This window comes from Arthrobacter sp. OV608, from assembly GCA_900110595.1.
In the GTDB taxonomy this organism is placed as follows: Bacteria; Actinomycetota; Actinomycetes; order Actinomycetales; family Micrococcaceae; genus Arthrobacter.
The window spans coordinates 1-19,549 of the sequence record FOEZ01000002.1 but is presented as its reverse complement, the minus strand read 5'-3'; the positions used below and the strand labels follow the sequence as shown (position 1 = coordinate 19,549).

Sequence of the window (19,549 nt, the reverse complement as noted above, 5' to 3'; positions counted from 1 at the left end):
TAGCGTGCCCTCATGCGCGCTTACACAGCCGGGGACACTGACGTCCCGTTGCTCGAGGAGACCATCGGCGGGAACTTCGAAAAAATGGTGGCCAGGTTCCCGCTCCACGACGCACTGATCGAGGCCGCTCCGGTGCCCGGTGCGGACGCGAGGCGGTGGAGCTACACCAAAATGAACGACGACGTCGACCGCCTGGCGCGCGCACTGCTCGCCATGGGCGTCGCCAAAGGGGAGCGGGTGGGGATATGGAGTCCGAACTGCGCCGAGTGGACGCTGCTCCAGTACGCAACGGCCAAGGTGGGTGCCATCCTGGTGAACGTCAATCCCGCCTACCGCAGCCACGAGCTGGAGTTCGTGGTCAAGCAGAACGGGATGCGGATGTTGGTCGCCGCGCCCTCGGACCAGAACAGCGACTATGTGGGGATGGCCCGCCATGCGCTCGCAGAGTGCCCGGATCTTCGCGAACTCGTGTTCCTGCCCCCACCCGGTGGGGAAGGGGCCGGCGGGAAAGGGTCCAGCTGGGAGGAGACCGGCGGCGAAGGGTTCGACGGCGCCGTCCCGCTCAGTGATGCGGAACTGACGTACGCCGAGCTGCTTCGGCGGGCGGACGCCGTCGGACATGCCGCGCTGAAGACGCGCATGGCGGAATTGAGCCCGCACGACCCCATCAACCTCCAGTACACCTCGGGGACTACTGGCTTTCCCAAGGGCGCCACGCTGACCCACCACAACATCCTGAACAACGGCTACTCGATCGGGGAGCTGCTGGGCTACACGGAGCACGACCGGGTGGTGATTCCGGTGCCGTTTTATCACTGCTTCGGCATGGTGATCGGCAACCTGAACGCCCTGAGCCACGGTGCCGCCACCATCATCCCGGGCAGGGGCTTCAACCCGGCCGCGGCGCTGGAAGCGGTGCAGGACTTTGGCGGAACGTCGTTGTACGGGGTGCCCACCATGTTCATCGCAGAACTGGCGCTGCCGGACTTCGCCTCCTACGACCTGTCCACGCTCCGCACTGGCGTGATGGCCGGTTCGCTGTGCCCCATCGAGGTGATGAACAGGGTGATCTCGGAGATGAACATGCGCGACGTGGCCATTTGCTACGGGATGACGGAGACCTCGCCGGTGTCCACCATGACCCGCGACGGGGACACCCTGCAGCACCGGACGGAAACCGTGGGCCGGACCATGCCGCACCTGGAAAGCAAGATCGTTGATCCGGGTTCGGATGAGGTCCTGGAAAGGGGACAGATCGGCGAACTGTGCACCCGGGGCTACGCCGTGATGGAGGGGTACTGGAACCAGCCGGACAAGACCGCCGAGGCCATTGATGCCGACGGTTGGATGCATACCGGTGACCTGGCCCGCATGGACGACGACGGCTACGTGGTGGTGGAGGGCCGTATCAAGGACATGGTGATCCGGGGCGGTGAGAACATCTATCCGCGCGAAATCGAGGAGTTCCTTTACACCCACCCGTCCATCCAGGATGTGCAGGTCATTGGAGTGCCGGATGCCAAGTACGGGGAGGAACTGATGGCCTGCATCATCCTCAAGCCGGGTGCTGAACCGCTGGACGCTTCCGCCGTTGCCGAATTTTGCCGCGGGAAGCTGGCGCACTACAAGATTCCCCGCTACGTCGATGTACGGGACAGCTTCCCCATGACGGTGTCCGGGAAGATCCGGAAAGTGGAGATGCGCGAGGAAGCCGTGGCCAGGCTGGGCCTCTAACTCCAACGCGGGGTCAGATCTGGCCCAAAAACCGCGGCTTTTTGGGCCAAAAATGACCCCGCGTTGAATGGATGGACCTATGCCTGTGGATAACTTCAGAAGGTCTTGCTTGTGGGGTGCACACTTGGTGCCATGGTTACCGCCAGGCCACTTCCCGAGACTCTCGCCAAGCTGCCTTTTACGATCTACGAGGCACGCGACCTTGGCGTTGCGCCAAAGCGTTTGCGCGCAAAGGACCTTGTTGGGGCAGGGCGGCTGATTCGGGCCCATGCCGACCGGGAGCTTGAACTGGCTGAACGGGCCCGTGTGCTTTGCACGGCGACCCCGGATGCCTGGGTGTCCCATGAAACAGCTGCCATCCTCTGCGGGCTGGGGCTTCCTCCCTGGCTGGGCAAAGACGCGCGCATCCATCTCAGCAAGCCGCACAGCCTGCCGCGCGTCCGCCGGGCCGGGATCATCGGTCACCGGGTGCATATGATCCCTGGTGAAGTGGTGGAGATTGATGGAATCAGGGTCACCGGGCCAGCAAGGACGTGGCTGGACCTGGCCCATGAGTTGCCGCTCCCATACCTCGTGGCCTTGGGAGACCAGCTGATCCGGATTCCACGCCCTGAACTGGAGTTCCGCAGCGCGCCGTTTGCCTACAAAGAAGGGCTCCGGCTGCTGATACGGCAGCATCCCAACATGAAGGGCGTGGAAAAGGCGCGTCTCGCCCTTGACGAGATGCGGGTAGGGTCTGATTCCTTTCCGGAGACATTCCTTCGGCTTGCGATACTGGATGCGCACCTGCCCGAGCCGGAACTGCAGCTCCGCCTTGATCCCGACGATCCGCGGTCGCCGGCAGCCGACCTTGGGTATCGGAAGTACCGGATCGCTGTGCAGTACGACGGCGAACATCACCGTTCGAGGGAGCAGCAGTCACGCGATAATCGCCGCGATGAATTCTTCATCAACGCCGGTTGGTCCTATTTCAAGCCAAACGCGGACGACCTCGCCGACGGCTTCCTGGATCTCATCGCCAGGATGAAACAAGCACGCCGATCATCGCAAAACCGGTCTTCTCAAACAACGCGGGGTCAGATTTAGCCCAAAAATCGGGGTTTATTGGGCCAAAAGTGACCCCGCGTTGCAGTAATTAAGCGTGACCGCGTTGCAGTAACGAAGGCCGGATCAGTGCCGGCGGTGGTCCTGGATGGTCATCCGCGGGCCGAAGGTGGGTTTCCGGAAGCCCGTGCTCTGGATCATCCGCACCACCCGCTGCCGGTGCCCCTGCCAGGGTGCCAGCAGCCGGAGCATGCCGGCGTCGTCCGTCCGCCGGCCCGTCAGCGCCGCGCCGACGTACGCGGCCAGATGGTAGTCGCCCACCGAGATGGAGTCCGGGCAGCCGTGGGTGCGCTGCACCACCTCGGCCGCCGTCCAGATGCCGATGCCCGGGATGGTCTGCATTTTTGCTGCCGCCTCCAGCGCCGGCAGTGCCGCCAGCCGTTCCAGAGCGACGGCGGAATGCAGCGCCCGCATCACGGTGGCCGAGCGCTGTGGTCCCACGCCCGCCTTGTGCCACTCCCAGCTGGGGATCTGGGCCCACTGTGCTGGGGTGGGCGGCAGCATCAGGGTACCGGGTGCCAGCAGCCCTGCCTGCGGTGCGGGGGAGCCGTAGCGGTGCACCAAGTAGCGGTAGGCCCGGCGGGCCTCGATCACGGTCACTTTTTGCTCCAGGATGATGGGCAAGAGCTGGTCGATCATCCGCCCGGTGGAGGGAAACCGGAGGGCCAGGTTCCGCCGCCGCGCCTCCCGGACCATGTGGGGGAGCGTGGCGTGGAAGGCCGCCGCATCAAAGGCGCTCCAGTCATCCTCCGCGCCCATGAGGCGGGGCACTGAGCCGATGGCGGTGCCTGCGCCCGGGCCCCATGCCTGGACGTCCACCCGGAACTCGAGTTCGGCGCTGCCGGCGGGGCTGAGGCGCACGGTGGCCGGCCCGTCCGGCGTCGTGAAGGCATTCCAGATGACTCCACCCTGGACGCTGAAGGACGGATCACTATTGCCGCGCAGGAGCGGGCCCAAGGTGCGGGCAAGGTCATACGGGCCGCCCGGATACCAGCGGAGAGAGGCGTCCGCGGCGGCGGAAAGCCGCGCGGGTGCCTCTGCAATGGTCATACTGCCATCGTCCCACGGCACACGGACAATGCGCCCGCCGGGGTTCCAGCCGGGCCCTTAATCCACGGCGTGCAAAGGACTAGACTCCCAGGTGTGGCGCGGGGCGTCCGCGCCTTCACTTCGCATTCAAAGGAGCATGCAGTGGCTGGAGTTGTGCATTTCGAGATCCCCGCCGACGACAAGGAACGCGCCAACGGCTTTTACCAAAGCGCATTCGGTTGGAACCTGAGCCCCATGCAGGGGATGGACTACACCATCGCCATCACCACACCATCAGACCAGCAAACAGGGATGCCAAGCGCGCCCGGTGCCATCAACGGTGCCCTGTTCCCGCGCACGGACAACCTCAGGACGCCCATCATCACCATCGACGTCGAGGACATGGACGCCGCCCTCGCGCAGGTGGAATCCGCCGGCGGTTCGGTGGCCCAGGCCAAGGACGCCGTTCCCGGCATGGGTTACTACGCCTACTTCAAGGACACCGAAGGCAACATCATGGGCCTCTGGCAGACGGATTCCTCGGCAGGGAGCTGACTGACGGGGCAGGCGCCCGCGAAAGCGGTAGCTTTGTACTCATGAAGTACGCCCAGTCCGTCCTGGACCTCATCGGCAATACCCCGCTCATCAAGCTCAACCACGTGACGGACGGCATCAAAGCCACCGTCCTGGTCAAACTGGAATACGTGAACCCGGGCGGATCCATCAAGGACCGCATCGCGGCCAAAATGATCGAGGACGCCGAGCGGGACGGCAAGCTCAAGCCCGGAGGCACCATCATCGAACCCACCTCCGGCAACACGGGGGTGGGCCTGGCTCTTGTCGCCCAGCAGAAGGGCTACAAGTGCATTTTTGTGGTGCCGGACAAGGTGGGCGAGGACAAACGGGCCGTCCTGCAGGCCTACGGCGCGGAAGTGGTGGTGACGCCTACGGCCGTTCCGCCGGACAGCCCGCAGAGCTACTACGGTGTCTCGGACCGGCTGGTGCGCGAAACGCCTGGCGCTTACAAACCGGACCAGTTCTCCAACCCGGCAGCGCCGGGAAGCCATTATGAGACCACGGGCCCGGAAATCTGGCGAGATACCGACGGCAAAGTCACGCATTGCGTGATCGGCGCCGGCACCGGCGGCACCATCACCGGCACCGGCCGGTACCTCAAGGAGGTTTCGGCCGGCAGGCCGGAGTCCGACGGCGGACTGGTCCGGATCATCGGCGCTGACCCCGAAGGCTCGGTCTACTCCGGAGGCACCGGACGCCCCTACTTTGTGGAAGGCGTGGGGGAGGACATGTGGCCGGCGAACTACGACAAGTCCGTCCCGGACCAGGTCATCGCCGTCACCGACGCGGACTCGTTTGCCATGACCCGGCGCCTCGCTCGCGAGGAAGGCCTCCTCGTGGGCGGCTCCTCGGGCATGGCTGTAGTAGCCGCGCTGCAGGCGGCGCGGGACCTGTCGGAGAGTGCCGTCGTCGTCGTGATCCTGCCCGACTCCGGGCGCGGCTACCTGGCCAAAATCTTCAACGACCAGTGGATGCGGTCCTACGGTTTCCTCTCCGGCGGCGAGGAAACCTCCGTGGGTGAGGTGATCAAGTCCAAGAACGGCGAACTGCCGGACCTGGTGCACATCCACCCCAACGAATCCGTCCGCGACGTCATCAACATCATGAACGAGTTCGGTGTCAGCCACATCCCGGTCCTGTCCCAGGAGCCGCCCGTGGTCATGGGCGAGGTACTCGGTGCGGTGGATGAGCGCAGCCTCACGGCCAAGCTGTTCCGCGGGGAGGCCAAGCTGACGGACAAGATCGCCGAGCACATGGGCCCCAAGCTGCCCGTCATCGGTTCCCTGGAGACCATCTCTGCCGCGAGGGAGCTGCTCTCGGACGTAGATACGGTGATGGTCACGTTCGTGGGCGCCCCGGTGGGTATCCTTACCCGGCACGACCTCCTGGCCTACCTCAGCAACTGACCTGCACCTCCTACCCTCCCTGCCCGATAAGGAGCACCATGTCCCTCCCGGAAAACCAAGGTTTCAACACCCGCGCCGTCCACGCCGGCCAGCCCTTCGAGCCGCGCACCGGTGCCGTGGTTCCGCCGCTGCACTTCAGCTCCACCTATGCCCAGGACGGAATCGGCGGGCTCCGCGACGGCTACGAGTACGGCCGCGGCGGCAACCCCACCAGAGACGCGCTGCAGGAACAACTCGCGGCTTTGGAGGGCGGCACGCACGCCTACAGCTTCAGTTCCGGACTGGCGGCTGAGGACTCGCTCATCCGCGCCCTGACCCGGCCCGGCGACCACATCGTGCTGGGCAACGACGCCTACGGCGGGACCTACCGGCTCATCAGCCGCGTGCTGGGCGGCTGGGGGATCGGCAACACACCGGTGGACATGGCCAACCTCGACGCCGTCCGCCAGGCCGTCGCCGCCAACAAGACCCGCTTTGTGTGGGTGGAGACGCCGTCCAACCCGCTGATGAAGATCACAGACATCGCCGCGCTCGCAGGGATAGCGCACGACGCCGGGGCCCTCCTGGTCGTGGACAACACCTTCGCGTCGCCGTACCTGCAGACTCCGCTCGCCCTGGGTGCCGACGTGGTGGTCCACTCCACCACCAAGTACATCGGCGGGCATTCGGACGTGGTGGGCGGCGCCGTGGTGGTCAAGGACGCCGAACTGGCTGAGAAGATCGGCTTTGTCCAGTTCGCCGTGGGCGCCGTTTCAGGTCCGATGGATGCCTTCCTCACCACCCGCGGCCTCAAGACCCTGGGCGTGCGGATGGACCGGCACAGCCTCAACGGCCAGGCGGTTGCCGAATGGCTGCTGGAGCGCCCCGAAGTTGAGGCTGTCCTGTACCCGGGGCTGCCGTCCCACCCCGGCCACGAGCTCGCGAAGAAGCAGATGCGCAGCTTCGGCGGCATGGTGTCCGTGCAGTTCAAAGGCGGTGAAGCGGCTGCCCGGAAGGTGGCCGAATCAACCTCGGTGTTCACCCTGGCTGAGTCCCTGGGCGGAATCGAATCGCTGATGAACTACCCGTCAGAAATGACGCACGCGTCTGTCAAGGGCACCGAGCTCGCTGTCCCGGTGAACCTCCTCCGGCTGTCGTGCGGCATAGAGGACGTGGAGGACCTGGTGGCGGACCTCGAGCAGGCGTTCTCGTCCATCCCTTAAGGGCGCTCGTGCTGGCTTTCTTCAAGAAAGTCAGCTAGGGTCCCGATATGGCACTCCGATCTGACTGGTCCCGGCGTAACTGCAGCATGGCCCGTGGCCTGGATATCCTCGGTGATCCCTGGACCATCCTGGTTCTCCGGGAAGTGTTCTTCGGAAACGGGCGCTTCGACGCGATGAAGTCCCGGCTGGAGGTGGCCGACTCCGTGCTCACCAAACGCCTGGCCGGCCTCGTGGAGTCGGGGCTGCTGACCAAAAGGGCGTACGACGACGGCGGCCGCACCAGGGGCGAGTATGTCCTCACGGAGAAGGGCGAAGACGCCCTCCCGGTGCTGAACGCTGTCACCATCTGGTCGGAGAAACACTTGCCCGCCCCGTCCGAGCAGGCCCACATGTACGTCATCCATTCGGGCTGCGGGCAGCGAACCAGCTCCGCCGATACCTGCACCCACTGCGGTGACCGCCTGACCGCGGCCAACACCAGCTGGCACAGCCAGACCAGGACAACATCGCCGGTGGAGCTCGCCACCGCCGGATCCCCGAAGGGAACAGCCGCGTGAGCGACGACAAGCCCACCCACGGAAGCACCACAGCACCGGCCGCCAGCCGGCTCCCTGGCGACGGAAGCGCCAATGCCGCATCCGCCGTCGTCCGCCCGCAGGACAATCCGCCGCGGCGGCGGCGCCTGCACCCGGCCTGGATCGTTGCCGCCGTCGCGTTCCTCGCGCTGGTGGGAGCGGCCGGTTTCCGGGCTGCTCCGGGCGTGCTGATGGTGCCCCTGCAGCAGGAATTCGGGTGGTCCACCACGGTGTTGTCCGGGGCCGTCAGCATCAACCTGGTCCTGTTCGGGCTGACGGCGCCGTTCGCCGCGGCGCTGATGGAGCGCTTTGGCATCCGGGCGGTGACGGCAACGGCGCTGGTGCTGATCGGTGCCGGCAGTGCGCTCACGGTGCTGGTGAACCAGTCATGGCAGATCCTGCTGACGTGGGGCCTGCTGATCGGGCTGGGCACCGGGTCCATGGCGCTGGTGTTCGCTGCGACCATCGCCAATACCTGGTTCGTCAAAAACCGTGGGCTCGTGATCGGTATCCTCACCGCAGGAAGCGCCGCCGGCCAGCTCGTCTTCCTCCCGTTCATCGCCGTGCTCGCCCAGGATCCGGGTTGGCGGCAGGCATCGCTACTCATCGCGGCAGGTGCCCTGGCGGTGGTCCCGCTGGTGCTGAAGTTCCTCAAGAACTCGCCCGCCGACGCCGGTGCGCTGCCATACGGTGCGGAACAGCCCGGTGCAGGAACCCCCAAGGCACCGCCCGTGGACAGCGGTCCCCGCGCCAACGCCGCTATGCGCGCCCTGCAGGTGCTGAAGCGGGCCAGCAAGGTACGCACCTTCTGGGCCCTGGTGGCCGGCTTCGCGATCTGCGGTGCCACCACCAACGGGTTGATCGGCACGCACTTCATCCCCTCCGCCCACGACCACGGGATGGCCGAAACCACCGCCGCGGGGCTGCTCGCCGTCGTCGGGATCTTCGATATTGTGGGCACCATCGCCTCCGGCTGGCTGACCGACCGGTTCAACCCCCGCATCCTGTTGGCTGTCTACTACCAGTTCCGGGGCATCGGCCTGCTGGTGCTGCCCCTGCTGCTGAACGCCGAGGTGCAGCCCAGCATGATCGTTTTCGTGGTGATCTACGGCCTGGACTGGGTGGCCACCGTCCCGCCCACCGCCGCCATCTGCCGGGAAACCTTCGGCGCGGACGGCAGCGTGGTGTTCGGCTGGGTGTTCGCCGCGCACCAGCTCGGGGCCGCCGCCGCGGCCCTGGCCGCCGGCGCCATCCGGGACTCCACCGGACAGTACACCTACGCCTGGTTCGGCGCGGCGGCCATGTGCACCATCGCCGCGGTCATCAGCGCCACCATCCGCAGGCACGCCGCCCCGCGGGAAGAGCCCGTCCCCGTGGCTTAACGCCGCGCCACTAGGCTGGTGCCATGGAACCCCTTGCGCCAGGCGCTGCCCGCAACACGGCCTTGATCACGGGCGCCGGCCGCCTTGCCGGCATCGGTGCCGGAATCGCCCGGCAACTGGCGGCCGAAGGCTGGGACCTGGTCCTGGCCTACTGGCAGGACTACGATGCCCGGATGCCGTGGGGGAGCGAACCGGACGACGTCGTGCGCCTGACCGCCGAGCTGGAGGCGATCGGTGCCCAGGTGCATACCCTGCCGGCCGACCTGGAGGACCCGGCCGCCGCAGAGCAGTTGCTCGCCGAAGCCGTCCGGCTGGCAGGGCCGCTGCAAGGCCTGGTGCTCAGCCACGCCGAGTCCGTTGATTCGGGGATCCTGGACACGAGCCTGGAATCCTTCGAGCGCCACTTTGCCGTTAATACGCGTGCCAGCTGGCAGCTGATTGCCGCCTTCGCCCGGCACGTGACGGACGACGGCGGCGCGATCGTGGCGCTGACCAGTGACCACACAGCGTTCAACCTTCCCTACGGCGCGTCGAAGGGGGCCCTGGACAGGATCGTGATTGCCGCGGCGCGGGAGCTGGGGCCGATGGGTATCTCCGCCAACGTCCTGAACCCCGGGCCCGTGGACACAGGCTGGATGGACGACGAGGTCCGCTCAGCACTGACGGCGCAGCAGCCCACCGGCCGGCTGGGCACCCCCGCGGACGTGGCCGGTACTGTCGCATTCCTGCTCTCACCGGCCGGCCGCTGGGTCTCCGGCCAGCTGATCAAGGCCGACGGCGGTTTCTCGGCCTGACGCCTGCTCGTAGGCAACAGGCCTTCGCAGTCCTACAATCGCGGATATGGACGCCGTTGAGGTAGCCGGACTCAGGATTGCTTACCAGCAGGTGGGCAGCGGGCCGCCGCTGGTCCTCTTCCATGGTGCAGGCGATGACAGCAGGATTTGGCGTCAGCAACTGGAGGACCTCTCCCGGGACTTCACCGTGATCGCCTGGGACGCTCCCGGATGCGGCCAGTCCGATGACCCGGCACCGGACCTCTCGGCCCCGGACCTGGGCCTGCTCGCCGCCGGCTTCGTGGAGCAGGCCGTCCGCGGCAAGGGAAAGCCACATATCCTGGGCCTGTCCTGGGGCTCCATGGTGGCGCTTGAGTTATACAAGGGGTACCCGGACGTCCCTGCGTCATTGCTGCTGGTATCGGCCTATGCAGGCTGGGCAGGGTCGCTGCCGCCGGAGGAAGTAGACCGCCGGATTGCCATGGTGGAAGCGGAAATCGGGGAGCCGCCGGGAAAGTTCGTGCACGAGTGGCTGCCCACCCTCTTCACGCCCGCCGCCAACCCCGCTGCAGTCGCCGAGATTGCCGCCATCATGCTCGATGTCCGCCCGGCAAGCCTGCGGGCACTGCTCAGCGCGAGCGGACGCGCGGACTACCGCCACCTCCTGCCCACGATTACTGTTCCCACCCTCCTGATCTACGGCGAGGAGGACCAGCGCTCACCGCTGCCGGTGGCGCATGAGCTCCACCGGCAGATACCCGGGGCAGAGCTGACGGTGATTCCCGGCGCCGGACATCTGGTGTTCGCCGAAGCACCCGACGCGTTCAATGCCGAGGTCCGCCGCTTCCTGCAGGGTCCCGCATAAACCCCGCACCCAACTGAGTAGCGCTAAGTGTCGTTTTGGCGCTCCAGAACGACACTTAGCGCTACCTAGTTGGGATGCATGGGTCAGCGGAAGGCGCCCAAGCCGGTGATGTGCTGGCCGAGGATCAGGGTGTGCACCTCGTCGGTGCCCTCATAGGTGCGCACCGACTCCAGGTTGGCCGCGTGCCGCAGGGGCGGGTAGTCCAGCGTGATCCCGTTGCCGCCCAGGATGGACCGGGCCTCGCGAGCTACTTTAATGGCCTCGCGGACGTTGTTCAGCTTGCCCAGCGAGATCTGCTCAGGCCGTGGGACACCGGCGTCCTTGAGCCGGCCCAGGTGCAGCGCCAGCAGCGTGCCCTTCTGGATCTCCACCAGCATGTTCACCAGCTTTTCCTGGGTCAGCTGGTACCCGGCCAGCGGCTTGCCGAACTGGAGCCGCTCCTGAGAATACGCCAGTGCCGCCTGGTAGGAATCGCGGGCAGCGCCCATGGCGCCCCAGGCGATGCCGTACCGCGCTTCGTTCAGGCAGGTGAACGGCCCGCCCAGGCCGCGCGCCGCCGGGAGCAGGGCCTCCGGACCCAGCCGGACGTCGTCGAACACCACATCACACTGGATGGACGCACGCATGGACAGCTTCTGCGCGATCGGCGTGGCAGCCACGCCAGGAGTTCCGGCCGGCACCAGGAAGCCGTGCACGCCGTCGTCCGTCATGGCCCACACCACCATGACCCCGGCCACCGAAGCGAGCCCGATCCACCGCTTGGCCCCGTTCAGCACCCAGCCGGCGTCGTCACCGGACCCGTCGCGTCGGGCATACGTGGTCATCGAGGAGGGATCGGAACCGGCGGTGGGCTCGGTCAGCGCAAAGCAGCCGATGACTTCCCCGGCGGCCATCCGGGGGAGCCACTCCTGCTTCTGGTCCTCCGAGCCCCATGTGTGGATGGCGGTCATGGCCAGCGAACCCTGCACCGAGACGAACGTGCGGATTCCGGAGTCCCCGGCTTCCAGTTCCATCGCCGCCAGGCCGTATTCGACGGCGGTCCGGCCGGGGCAGCCGTAGCCCTTCAAGTGCATCCCCAGGACCCCGAGCTCACCCAGTTCCGGTGCGAGCTCGAGGGGAAAGACGGCGTCCTCATACCAGCGCGCGATGTCCGGCCTCATGCGCTGGTCCGTAAAGTCCCGGACCTTCTGCCGGAGGGCAAGTTCGTCCGTGGTCAGAAGGGAGTCAAGGGCAAGGACGTCAGACGGGTCAGGTGTCACGGTTTCCCCACAAAGTAGCTCCGGGTGGCGGGCAGGAACCGGCAGACGACCGCGAGGACCACACCCAGGGCCAGGAGCACCACGCCGCTGACAAAGGCACCGCCGACGCCGAAGATCCGGGTATCGCCGTACGCCGGGTCCCACATCTGTACCGCTGAAACGAAGAAGGCACCGGTCAGCAGCAGCGCACCCACGAGCGGCAGGATGCCCCGGAACCACAGGTTGCGCGCCGACTGCCGGAGCGTATTCCGGAAGAACCAGAAGCAGGCAAAGCCGGTCAGGGCGTAGTAAAAGGCGATGAAGAGGCTGATGGCGCTGATGGAGTCCGAGAGCAGATTTTCGCTGAGGAAGCTCATGGCCACGTAGTAGGCAATGGCCGCGCCGCCCATCACCTGGGTGGAGAAGCCGGGCGTCTGGTTCTTTGGGTGCACCTCGCCGAACTTGGCGGGCAGGGCGCCGTGGACGCCCATGGACAGGGTGCCTCGGGCGGTGGGCAGGATGGTGGTCTGGGTGGAGGACAACACGGAAGCCAGCACCGCGACGACGATCAGCCAGCCCCACGGGCCCAGCACCACGTCCTTCATGGCCAGGAAGACATCGTCCTGGTTCGCCTCGTTGCCGAGCCCGATTCCTTCCGTGCCCACCGTGGCGTACATCATCACCAGGAGCGCAACGGACACGTAGATGGCCACCAGGACGAACGCGGAGATCACTGCCCCACGGCCCGGAGTGGTGGAGGGGTTCTCTGTTTCCTCGTTCACTGCCAGGCACGTGTCCCAGCCCCAATAAATAAACAAGGCCAACAGGGCGCCGTGCACCACGGCGCCCGGGTCCGCGAAAGCACCGGCGGGGTTGAACCACTCAAAATCGAAGGGCTGGATGGTGGTCTCGCCACTGGCTGAACCCCTGATGATTCCCACCACGATGGCCACTGCGAAAATGCCCAGCGATATGTACTGCACATACGTCAGGACACGCTGCACGTGCTCGCCCAGGCGGATGCCGCGGTAATTGACCAGCGTCATCACGGCGATGAACAGCACGCCCGTGGCGGTCACCAGTACTTTGTTTTCGGCCAGCGTGCCGTCACCCACCAGCAGCCACAGGTACTGGCCCGCCACCTGGGCGAGGTTGGCCAGGACGATGATGCCTGCGAGCGCAACACCCCAGCCGCCCAGCCAGCCTGCCCACGGTCCGAAGGCGCGCCGGGACCAGGTGAATGTGGTGCCGCAGTCCGGGATGGCGCTGTTCAGTTCCCGGAAGGCGTAGGCGATGAACAGGACCGGGATAAAACCGATAAGCAGGATCAGGGGAGTGTAGTCCCCGTTCACTGCCACGATCAGTCCCAGGGTGGCGGCCAGTGAATACACCGGCGCGGTGGAGGCCAGGCCCAGCATGACGGAGTCGCCGAGGTCCAGGATGCCGGCCCGGAGTCCCTTGGCCGGGACGCCGGACGCTCCGCCCGGGCCTCCCGCCGTCGTGATCTCTGTGCTCATGCTGCCACCGGGGCCGGAAATGTCAGGGGGCTCATAGGGCGATACCTGCCTTGCTGGAATTGGCCGCGGCCGAGAGCGGGGCCGGGGCGTCAATGGTGTTGGGCACGAACCTGCAGAAATAGTCCGTGACCGGGCCGTCCGATTCGCGGATGCCGCAGCCCACGGATTCGCCGTCCACCACCCACAGGCCAAGGACGGGATGGTTGCCGTCGAAGTCCGGCAGCGGATGGTACTGCTGGTAGCACCAGCCTTCACGGCCGTAGCCGCCGGGCTGCTCAAGGTTGATGCCCTGGGCGTGGATCCGGATGTTGTCGCCTTCGCGGCCGTGCAGGGGCTTGGCCACCCACTCCTTCAAGGGACCGGGCTCGTTCAGGTATGCGGGGAGCAGGTTGGGATGCTCCGGATAGAGGTGCCACAGGGCGGCCAGGAGTGCTTTGTTGGAGAGCAGCATCTTCCAGGCCGGCTCCACCCAGCGGGGGTTGTGGGCGCGTTCGAGCAGGCGGTGGCCGAACGGTTCCTTCATCATCAGCTCCCACGGGTACAGCTTGAAGATGGTGCTGATCATGAAGTTGTCCAGGTCCACAAAGCGGTTCAGGTTGGGGTCCCAGCCGATATCGGACATGTTGATGCCGATGGTGGTCCAGCCGGCCTGGCTGGCGACGTCCCGCATGTAGGCGGCGGTCATCCAGTCCTCGCCGGACTCCTCAACTTCCGAGTGCGCGACGTGCAGGGTGCTCATGCCGGTGCGGAACTGGAACTTTTTCCACTGCCGGATCAACGCTTCGTGGATGCCGTTCCACTGGTCCTTCCCAGGGAAGACGTCCTGCAGCCAGAACCACTGGGCGACGGCGGCCTCAATCAGTCCGGTGGGAGTGTCGGCGTTGTACTCCAGCATTTTGGCCGGGCCGCCCTGCCCGTCGTAGATGAAGTCGAACCGGCCGTAGACGTCCACGTCCGCCGCCTGCAGGGAGGCCGCGGCCAACTCCAGGGCCTGGGGACCGATGCCAATGTCCCCCATGGCCCCGGTGGCCAGGAACCGTGCTGCCTCCAGGCACATTTTGTGCATGTCCTCGGCGGCTACCTCAAGGGTTTCCACCTCGTCAGTGGTGAATTCGTAGTACGCGGACTCGTTCCAGTATTCGATCTTCCGCCCGTCGTCCATGGTGGTGGTGGAGAACACCAGGCCCTGTTCCTCGATCTTCTGCTTCCATCCGGGCCTGGGCTCGCTTAACAACCGCTTCACGCCTAACCCCCCGAGACTTTGCCGCCGCCGCCACTGGTACCGCTCTTCGCGGTAGTGCCGAATCCGCCCCGGCTCACAGTGCCGCCCTGGGTGCTGTACCCCGTGGACGCCTTCGCGCCACTGGGCACCGTCCTGGTGTAGCTGGGGGCGGTGGAGCGGTTCTGCCCCAAGGGCGGGACATAGGCGCCGCGGGAGAAGAAGTACCAGGCGTAGATCCCGCCGCCCCTCCCTGCGGAGCTGTTGCAATTGTTGTCGTCCACGCGCTCGCCGGTTTCATCGTTGAAGCAGACCTGCGCGTATTCGGGGTCGTCCTGGTTGCTTGCCACGACGGCGGTGATGGTTCCGGCGAGCAGTGCCGTGACGCCCAGTCCCACCACCACGGTCCGCCGCTGGGAGCGCTTCTTCCGTGCGGCGGCCTCGTTGAGCTGCTTTTCGCGGTCCCGGGCGAACGGATCCGCCGGGGTGACGGGCTGGTTCAGGAGGTCGGGACGCAGTTCAGGCTTGGGAACCTGCCAGGGGGGAGGTTTGGGCGCCCCGTCCCCGCCGGGAGCATCGCTCGGCTGGCCTGCCGCTTTGCCCGGGCTGGCTCCGGCATCGCTGCCGCCCGCGCCCTTGCCGGCGTCGCGTTGCGGCTCGCGCTCCGGATCTTTGTTCGGGTCCATGGCGTCCCCCTCAGTAGTCCACGTGAATTGGGCACAGCGCTGCACCCCCAATTGCAATCCTCGAATCAGCGTAATCCCTGCCGGCCCCGGCTGCGAGCAGATAGCCCGCAAGAACTCCCCACGGTGGCGGCAGCCACCCCAGACGGCGAAGGGATCCCTACACTGGTGCCATGGAAACCGCCTCAGTACTTGCCGTCTGCCGCGTCCACCAGCTTGTCCCGGACTCTTCGAATGTGGGAGTCACGGCCATCGACAAGCGTGCGGTGGACGGGCCGGTGAAGGTGCACAAGCTGGGCCTCCAGGGCGACATCCAGGCCAACCGTGTTCATCACGGCGGACCGGACCAGGCCATTTACGCCTACTCGCAGGCCGACGCCGATTACTGGACGGCGGAACTGCAACGCGAGCTCCCGCCCGGAATCTTCGGCGAGAACCTCCGGGTGGCCGGGATCGAGCCCACCAACGCCGTGATCGGGGAACGCTGGAAGATCGGCCTGGACGTGGAAGTTGAGGTCACCTCGCCGCGCACGCCCTGCGCCACGTTCCAGCGGCGGATGGGGGAGCCCCAGTTCCTCAAGCGGTTCACCGGCGAAGGACGCGTGGGTGCCTACCTCCGCGTCATCAAGGTAGGCACCATCCGGGCCGGCGACCATATCCACAAGCTGTACGTCCCGAAGCACGGCGTCACGGTGGGCAAGTGGTTCAGCGAGCCGGACCTTGAGTCCATGGAGGCGCTGAAGGATGCCGACGCCGACGGCGGGATCCGTCTTCAGCAGCCCGAGTTCAGGAAGAAGTTCGAGGCGCTGGAGCGGCAGCTGGCGCGGTAGGGTCCTGCAGCAGCAGCTGGACGGTGAGGCATGTGCGCAAGCTCACCGCCCGCCGTCGTGCACTCAATTTCCGCTGCGGCACCTGCGTACCTTACACTTGAAACATCCCCCACTCCGGAAATCCCTTATTCCTGCCCAATTTTTGAGGCAGGACTGGCAAGTGTTGGGGCCCGCAACTGTGATGCGGGCATTTTCATAGGGAGAGCCGGCTAAAGAAAACGCTGTACAGACTGCTGGGATAGCAGCCAAGAGATGCAGCGCGAAGTCCTGCCACGGGATTGCGAAAGCGCCGGACTTCTGTGACCGGCCGGTCAACGTTTGCCCGGCATCCACGGCACACGTACTGCGGCTCCGCTCACCTCGGGTAGTGCCGCCTGGCCCCCTATGGATGAGGAATATTTCCCTATGCCCGAAAATCAAAACGAAACCATCGACGCCCAGAACACCAGCGTCGAGACCGCAGCCGTCGAATTCACCGAGGCCGCTATCCCCGCAGCAGAGCCTGCTGAGCCTGCAGCCGAGACTTCCGCACCGGCAGTTGAAACTCCGGCCGCCGAGGCTCCCGCCGCCAAGGCTGAGGAATCCGAAGAGGACGGCGTACGCTTCGCCGATCTCGGCATCGACGGCCGCGTCCTGGCTGCCCTGCAGGATGTTGGCTACGAGAAGCCCTCACCCATCCAGGCAGCCACCATCCCGCTGCTGCTCGAAGGCCGCGACGTGGTTGGCCTCGCCCAGACCGGCACCGGTAAGACTGCAGCATTCGCAGTACCGGCACTGTCCCGCCTGGCCGAACTCCACGACCTCAACGGCCCGTCCCGCAAGACGCAGGCCCTGGTGCTGGCCCCCACCCGTGAGCTCGCGCTCCAGGTGGCCGAGGCCTTCACCTCCTACGCCAAGCACATTGATGACTTCACCGTGCTGCCCGTGTACGGCGGTTCCGCCTACGGCCCCCAGCTGGCCGGCCTGCGCCGCGGCGCCCAGGTGGTCGTCGGTACCCCCGGCCGCGTGATCGACCACATTTCCAAGGGCTCCCTGGACCTCTCCGAGCTGCAGTACCTGGTGCTGGACGAAGCTGACGAGATGCTCCGCATGGGCTTCGCCGAAGACGTGGAGCAGATCTTCCAGCAGACCCCCTCGGACCGCCAGGTCGCGCTGTTCTCCGCCACCATGCCCAGCCAGATCCGCCGGATGTCCAAGCAGTACCTGAACAACCCGGCCGAGATCTCGGTGAAGTCCAAGACCACCACCGGCGCCAACACCCGCCAGCGGTACCTGCAGGTCATGGGCCCGCACAAGCTGGACGCGATGACCCGCATCCTCGAGGTGGAAGAGTTCGACGGCGTTATCGCCTTCGTGCGCACCAAGATGGCCACCGAGGACCTGGCTGACAAGCTGAAGTCCCGCGGTTTCCAGGCTGCAGCGATCAACGGTGACATTCCGCAGCAGCAGCGTGAACGCACTGTGGACGCGCTGAAGGAAGGCCGCATCGACATCCTCGTTGCTACCGACGTCGCCGCCCGTGGCCTTGACGTGGAACGCATCAGCCACGTGATCAACTACGACATCCCGCACGACACGGAGTCCTACGTCCACCGCATCGGCCGCACCGGCCGTGCAGGCCGTTCCGGCGATGCCATCCTGTTCATGACCCCGCGCGAGAAGTACCTGCTGCGTTCCATTGAGAAGGCCACCCGCCAGCCGGTCGAGCAGATGCACCTGCCGACGGCCGAGACCGTGAACACGCTGCGCCTGGGCAAGTTCGCCGAGCGCATCACGGAGACCCTGGCCTCCGAGGACGTCGCCCCGTTCCGTGACCTCATCGCCTCTTACGAGGAAGAGCACAACGTTCCGGCTTCGGAAATCGCGGCAGCCCTTGCCGTGATGGCGCAGGGCGGGCAGCCGCTGCTGGTCAAGGAACTGCCGGCAGCTCCCGAGTTCCAGAAGCGCGAGCGCTCCAAGGACGGCTTCGGCTCTCGCGGGCCTACCCGCACACTGACCGAAGGCAATGCCACCTACCGGATCGCCGTGGGACGCCGCCAGCGCGTCATGCCCGGTTCCATCGTGGGCGCTATCGCCAACGAAGGCGGCATCTCCTCGGCGCAGATCGGCGGGATCGACATCCGCTCGGACCACTCCCTTGTGGAATTGCCGGCGGACCTCAGCCCCGAGCAGTTGCGTGCCCTGTCCCGCACCCGGATCGGCGGCGAGCTGATCCACCTCGAGCTGGACAACGGCCGCAAGCCTTCCGGTGACCGCGGCGCCTACCAGGGCAGCCGCGGCGGCGACCGGGGCGGCAACTTCAAGGGCAACGGCGGTTTCAAAAAGGAGTTCCGGAAGAACGACGGCGAGCGCGGCTCTGCGGACCGCGGCGGCCGTTCGTACAGCGAGCGTTCGGAGCGCAGCTTTGGTGCCGACAGCGGTTCCAGCCGCGGCCAGGCCAGCGACTCCCGCTTCGGCGGCCACGGCGACGGCTCCCGCAAGCCCCGCCACGGCAACGAGGGCGGCCAGCGCGACTTCAACCGCAAGGGCAAGTGGTAAACCCGTCAGCTTCTAATTGACGGATTTCCCCCGATGGGCCGGCTTTCGAGCCGGCCCATCGGCATTTAACGGGTATGGCAGGATGTGGGACTCGACACATCGGGGCCTTCGAACGGCGACATAGCCTGCCGCAGCCCTGGTCCCGGCGGTTTCCCGCACGCCCGTAGATCCCAGCACTGGCGCGGAAAATGGCGGATATTTCAGGGCGAAATGCAAGTGTTGCACCGCACCGGAACCGCCCCGGAGCCCGATTTGTTGGTGGTGAAATCTTCCGGTAGAGTATTTACTCGTTGCCCCCCTAGCTCAGTGGTAGAGCGCGTTCTTGGTAAGAACGAGGTCACCGGATCGATTCCGGTGGGGGGCTCTGGATGAGGGCCTGTGTCAAGGCGGTTTTGACCGGCTTGGCGCAGGTTTTTCTCATTCGTGGCGGTGTAGCTCAGTTGGTTAGAGCGCACGACTCATAATCGTGAGGTCGGGAGATCGAGCCTCCCCACCGCTACAGGCTAAGCCCCCGGAATCCCCCGAGATTCCGGGGGCTTTCCTGTTTGCAGGCAATCAGGGTTATAGGACAAAACGGGGTTAGCGGCCAAAATGTGTGTACGGCTTGGGCGTGTCATCTGCGTCGTCCGCCCCATCCTTGTTGGATTCCGTTTCCTTCCTCGGCGCTGAAGGCTGTGTCATAGAGGGCTGGACCGATGGGTTCATCGGCGCGACTGGGGTTCTTTCTTTGAGGTTGCGAGTGGCGGGGTTGTACCAGTTGCCAGGGGTCTTGAGGTTGCTCGGTGCGCAGGTAGAGGTACCAGTCGACGGCGCGGGCGGCGTGGTCCGGGGTGAGCCCGCGGTGGGTGCGGAGCAGGTCTTTGAGTCCGGCGTTGATC

General features: G+C 66.0%; 16 protein-coding genes, 2 tRNA genes and 1 pseudogene. 13 read left to right on the top strand and 6 right to left on the bottom strand.

Annotated features, from left to right (window positions below; all coding sequences use genetic code 11):
- Positions 1-12: 12 nt before the first annotated feature.
- A complete protein-coding gene (locus tag BMX78_RS02855; protein WP_091416134.1) occupies positions 13-1,734 on the top strand; it encodes an AMP-binding protein in 1,722 nt (573 codons plus the stop codon).
- Between the two features lie 132 nt (positions 1,735-1,866).
- A complete protein-coding gene (locus tag BMX78_RS02850; RefSeq protein WP_091416131.1) occupies positions 1,867-2,820 on the top strand; it encodes a hypothetical protein in 954 nt (317 codons plus the stop codon).
- Positions 2,821-2,904: 84 nt separating this feature from the next.
- On the opposite strand, the gene BMX78_RS02845 is transcribed toward BMX78_RS02850, so the two are convergent.
- Positions 2,905-3,888, bottom strand: a complete 984-nt coding sequence (locus BMX78_RS02845) for a DNA-3-methyladenine glycosylase family protein (RefSeq protein WP_091416128.1) — start codon at positions 3,886-3,888, stop codon at positions 2,905-2,907.
- 141 nt (positions 3,889-4,029) lie between these two features.
- Between BMX78_RS02845 and BMX78_RS02840 the strand changes: the two genes are divergently transcribed.
- The 7 genes from BMX78_RS02840 (at position 4,030) to BMX78_RS02810 (ending at position 10,646) form a co-directional block, all read left to right on the top strand.
- On the top strand, positions 4,030-4,422 hold the full coding sequence (locus BMX78_RS02840; protein ID WP_091416125.1) for a VOC family protein: 393 nt from the start codon (positions 4,030-4,032) through the stop codon (positions 4,420-4,422).
- A gap of 41 nt (positions 4,423-4,463) precedes the next feature.
- Positions 4,464-5,849, top strand: coding sequence for a cystathionine beta-synthase (locus tag BMX78_RS02835; RefSeq protein WP_091416123.1), 1,386 nt, complete (start codon positions 4,464-4,466; stop codon positions 5,847-5,849).
- A 38-nt stretch (positions 5,850-5,887) separates the two neighbouring features.
- A complete protein-coding gene (locus tag BMX78_RS02830) occupies positions 5,888-7,051 on the top strand; it encodes a cystathionine gamma-synthase (protein ID WP_091416120.1) in 1,164 nt (387 codons plus the stop codon).
- A gap of 47 nt (positions 7,052-7,098) precedes the next feature.
- Positions 7,099-7,608 carry a winged helix-turn-helix transcriptional regulator gene (locus tag BMX78_RS02825; RefSeq protein WP_091416118.1) on the top strand — a complete coding sequence of 170 codons (510 nt, stop codon included), beginning with the start codon at positions 7,099-7,101 and terminating at the stop codon, positions 7,606-7,608.
- A gap of 125 nt (positions 7,609-7,733) precedes the next feature.
- Positions 7,734-9,008 (top strand): MFS transporter, encoded by a 1,275-nt coding sequence (locus tag BMX78_RS02820; RefSeq protein WP_286138785.1) that lies wholly within the window; start codon positions 7,734-7,736, stop codon positions 9,006-9,008.
- A 23-nt stretch (positions 9,009-9,031) separates the two neighbouring features.
- Complete coding sequence (locus tag BMX78_RS02815) at positions 9,032-9,802, top strand: SDR family oxidoreductase (protein WP_091416113.1); 771 nt, start codon at positions 9,032-9,034, stop codon at positions 9,800-9,802.
- Between the two features lie 46 nt (positions 9,803-9,848).
- Complete coding sequence (locus tag BMX78_RS02810) at positions 9,849-10,646, top strand: alpha/beta fold hydrolase (RefSeq protein WP_091416110.1); 798 nt, start codon at positions 9,849-9,851, stop codon at positions 10,644-10,646.
- A gap of 83 nt (positions 10,647-10,729) precedes the next feature.
- Here the strand turns inward: BMX78_RS02810 and BMX78_RS02805 are convergent, their stop codons facing one another.
- Genes BMX78_RS02805 through BMX78_RS02790 form a run of 4 tightly spaced genes read right to left on the bottom strand, consistent with a single transcriptional unit; the run spans position 10,730 to position 15,306 of the window.
- Positions 10,730-11,905 (bottom strand): acyl-CoA dehydrogenase family protein, encoded by a 1,176-nt coding sequence (locus BMX78_RS02805; protein WP_091416108.1) that lies wholly within the window; start codon positions 11,903-11,905, stop codon positions 10,730-10,732.
- Positions 11,902-13,401, bottom strand: a complete 1,500-nt coding sequence (locus BMX78_RS02800) for an APC family permease (RefSeq protein WP_091416105.1) — start codon at positions 13,399-13,401, stop codon at positions 11,902-11,904. The genes BMX78_RS02805 and BMX78_RS02800 overlap by 4 nt, the downstream gene beginning before the upstream one ends.
- A gap of 31 nt (positions 13,402-13,432) precedes the next feature.
- Positions 13,433-14,644, bottom strand: coding sequence for a glutathionylspermidine synthase family protein (locus tag BMX78_RS02795; protein ID WP_091416103.1), 1,212 nt, complete (start codon positions 14,642-14,644; stop codon positions 13,433-13,435).
- A gap of 2 nt (positions 14,645-14,646) precedes the next feature.
- Complete coding sequence (locus BMX78_RS02790) at positions 14,647-15,306, bottom strand: Tat pathway signal protein (protein ID WP_091416100.1); 660 nt, start codon at positions 15,304-15,306, stop codon at positions 14,647-14,649.
- A gap of 170 nt (positions 15,307-15,476) precedes the next feature.
- Here BMX78_RS02790 and BMX78_RS02785 point away from each other — a divergent pair, with 170 nt between their 5' ends.
- From BMX78_RS02785 to BMX78_RS02770, 4 genes are all read left to right on the top strand, one after another.
- Complete coding sequence (locus BMX78_RS02785) at positions 15,477-16,133, top strand: MOSC domain-containing protein (protein WP_091416098.1); 657 nt, start codon at positions 15,477-15,479, stop codon at positions 16,131-16,133.
- 405 nt (positions 16,134-16,538) lie between these two features.
- Positions 16,539-18,671 carry a DEAD/DEAH box helicase gene (locus BMX78_RS02780; protein WP_091416095.1) on the top strand — a complete coding sequence of 711 codons (2,133 nt, stop codon included), beginning with the start codon at positions 16,539-16,541 and terminating at the stop codon, positions 18,669-18,671.
- A gap of 292 nt (positions 18,672-18,963) precedes the next feature.
- A tRNA-Thr gene (locus tag BMX78_RS02775) sits at positions 18,964-19,035 on the top strand.
- A gap of 61 nt (positions 19,036-19,096) precedes the next feature.
- Positions 19,097-19,170: transfer RNA gene (locus tag BMX78_RS02770), tRNA-Met, on the top strand.
- 114 nt (positions 19,171-19,284) lie between these two features.
- On the opposite strand, the pseudogene BMX78_RS22990 reads toward BMX78_RS02770, so the two are convergent.
- Positions 19,285-19,549, bottom strand: a pseudogene (locus BMX78_RS22990) (IS256 family transposase); the annotation flags it as partial.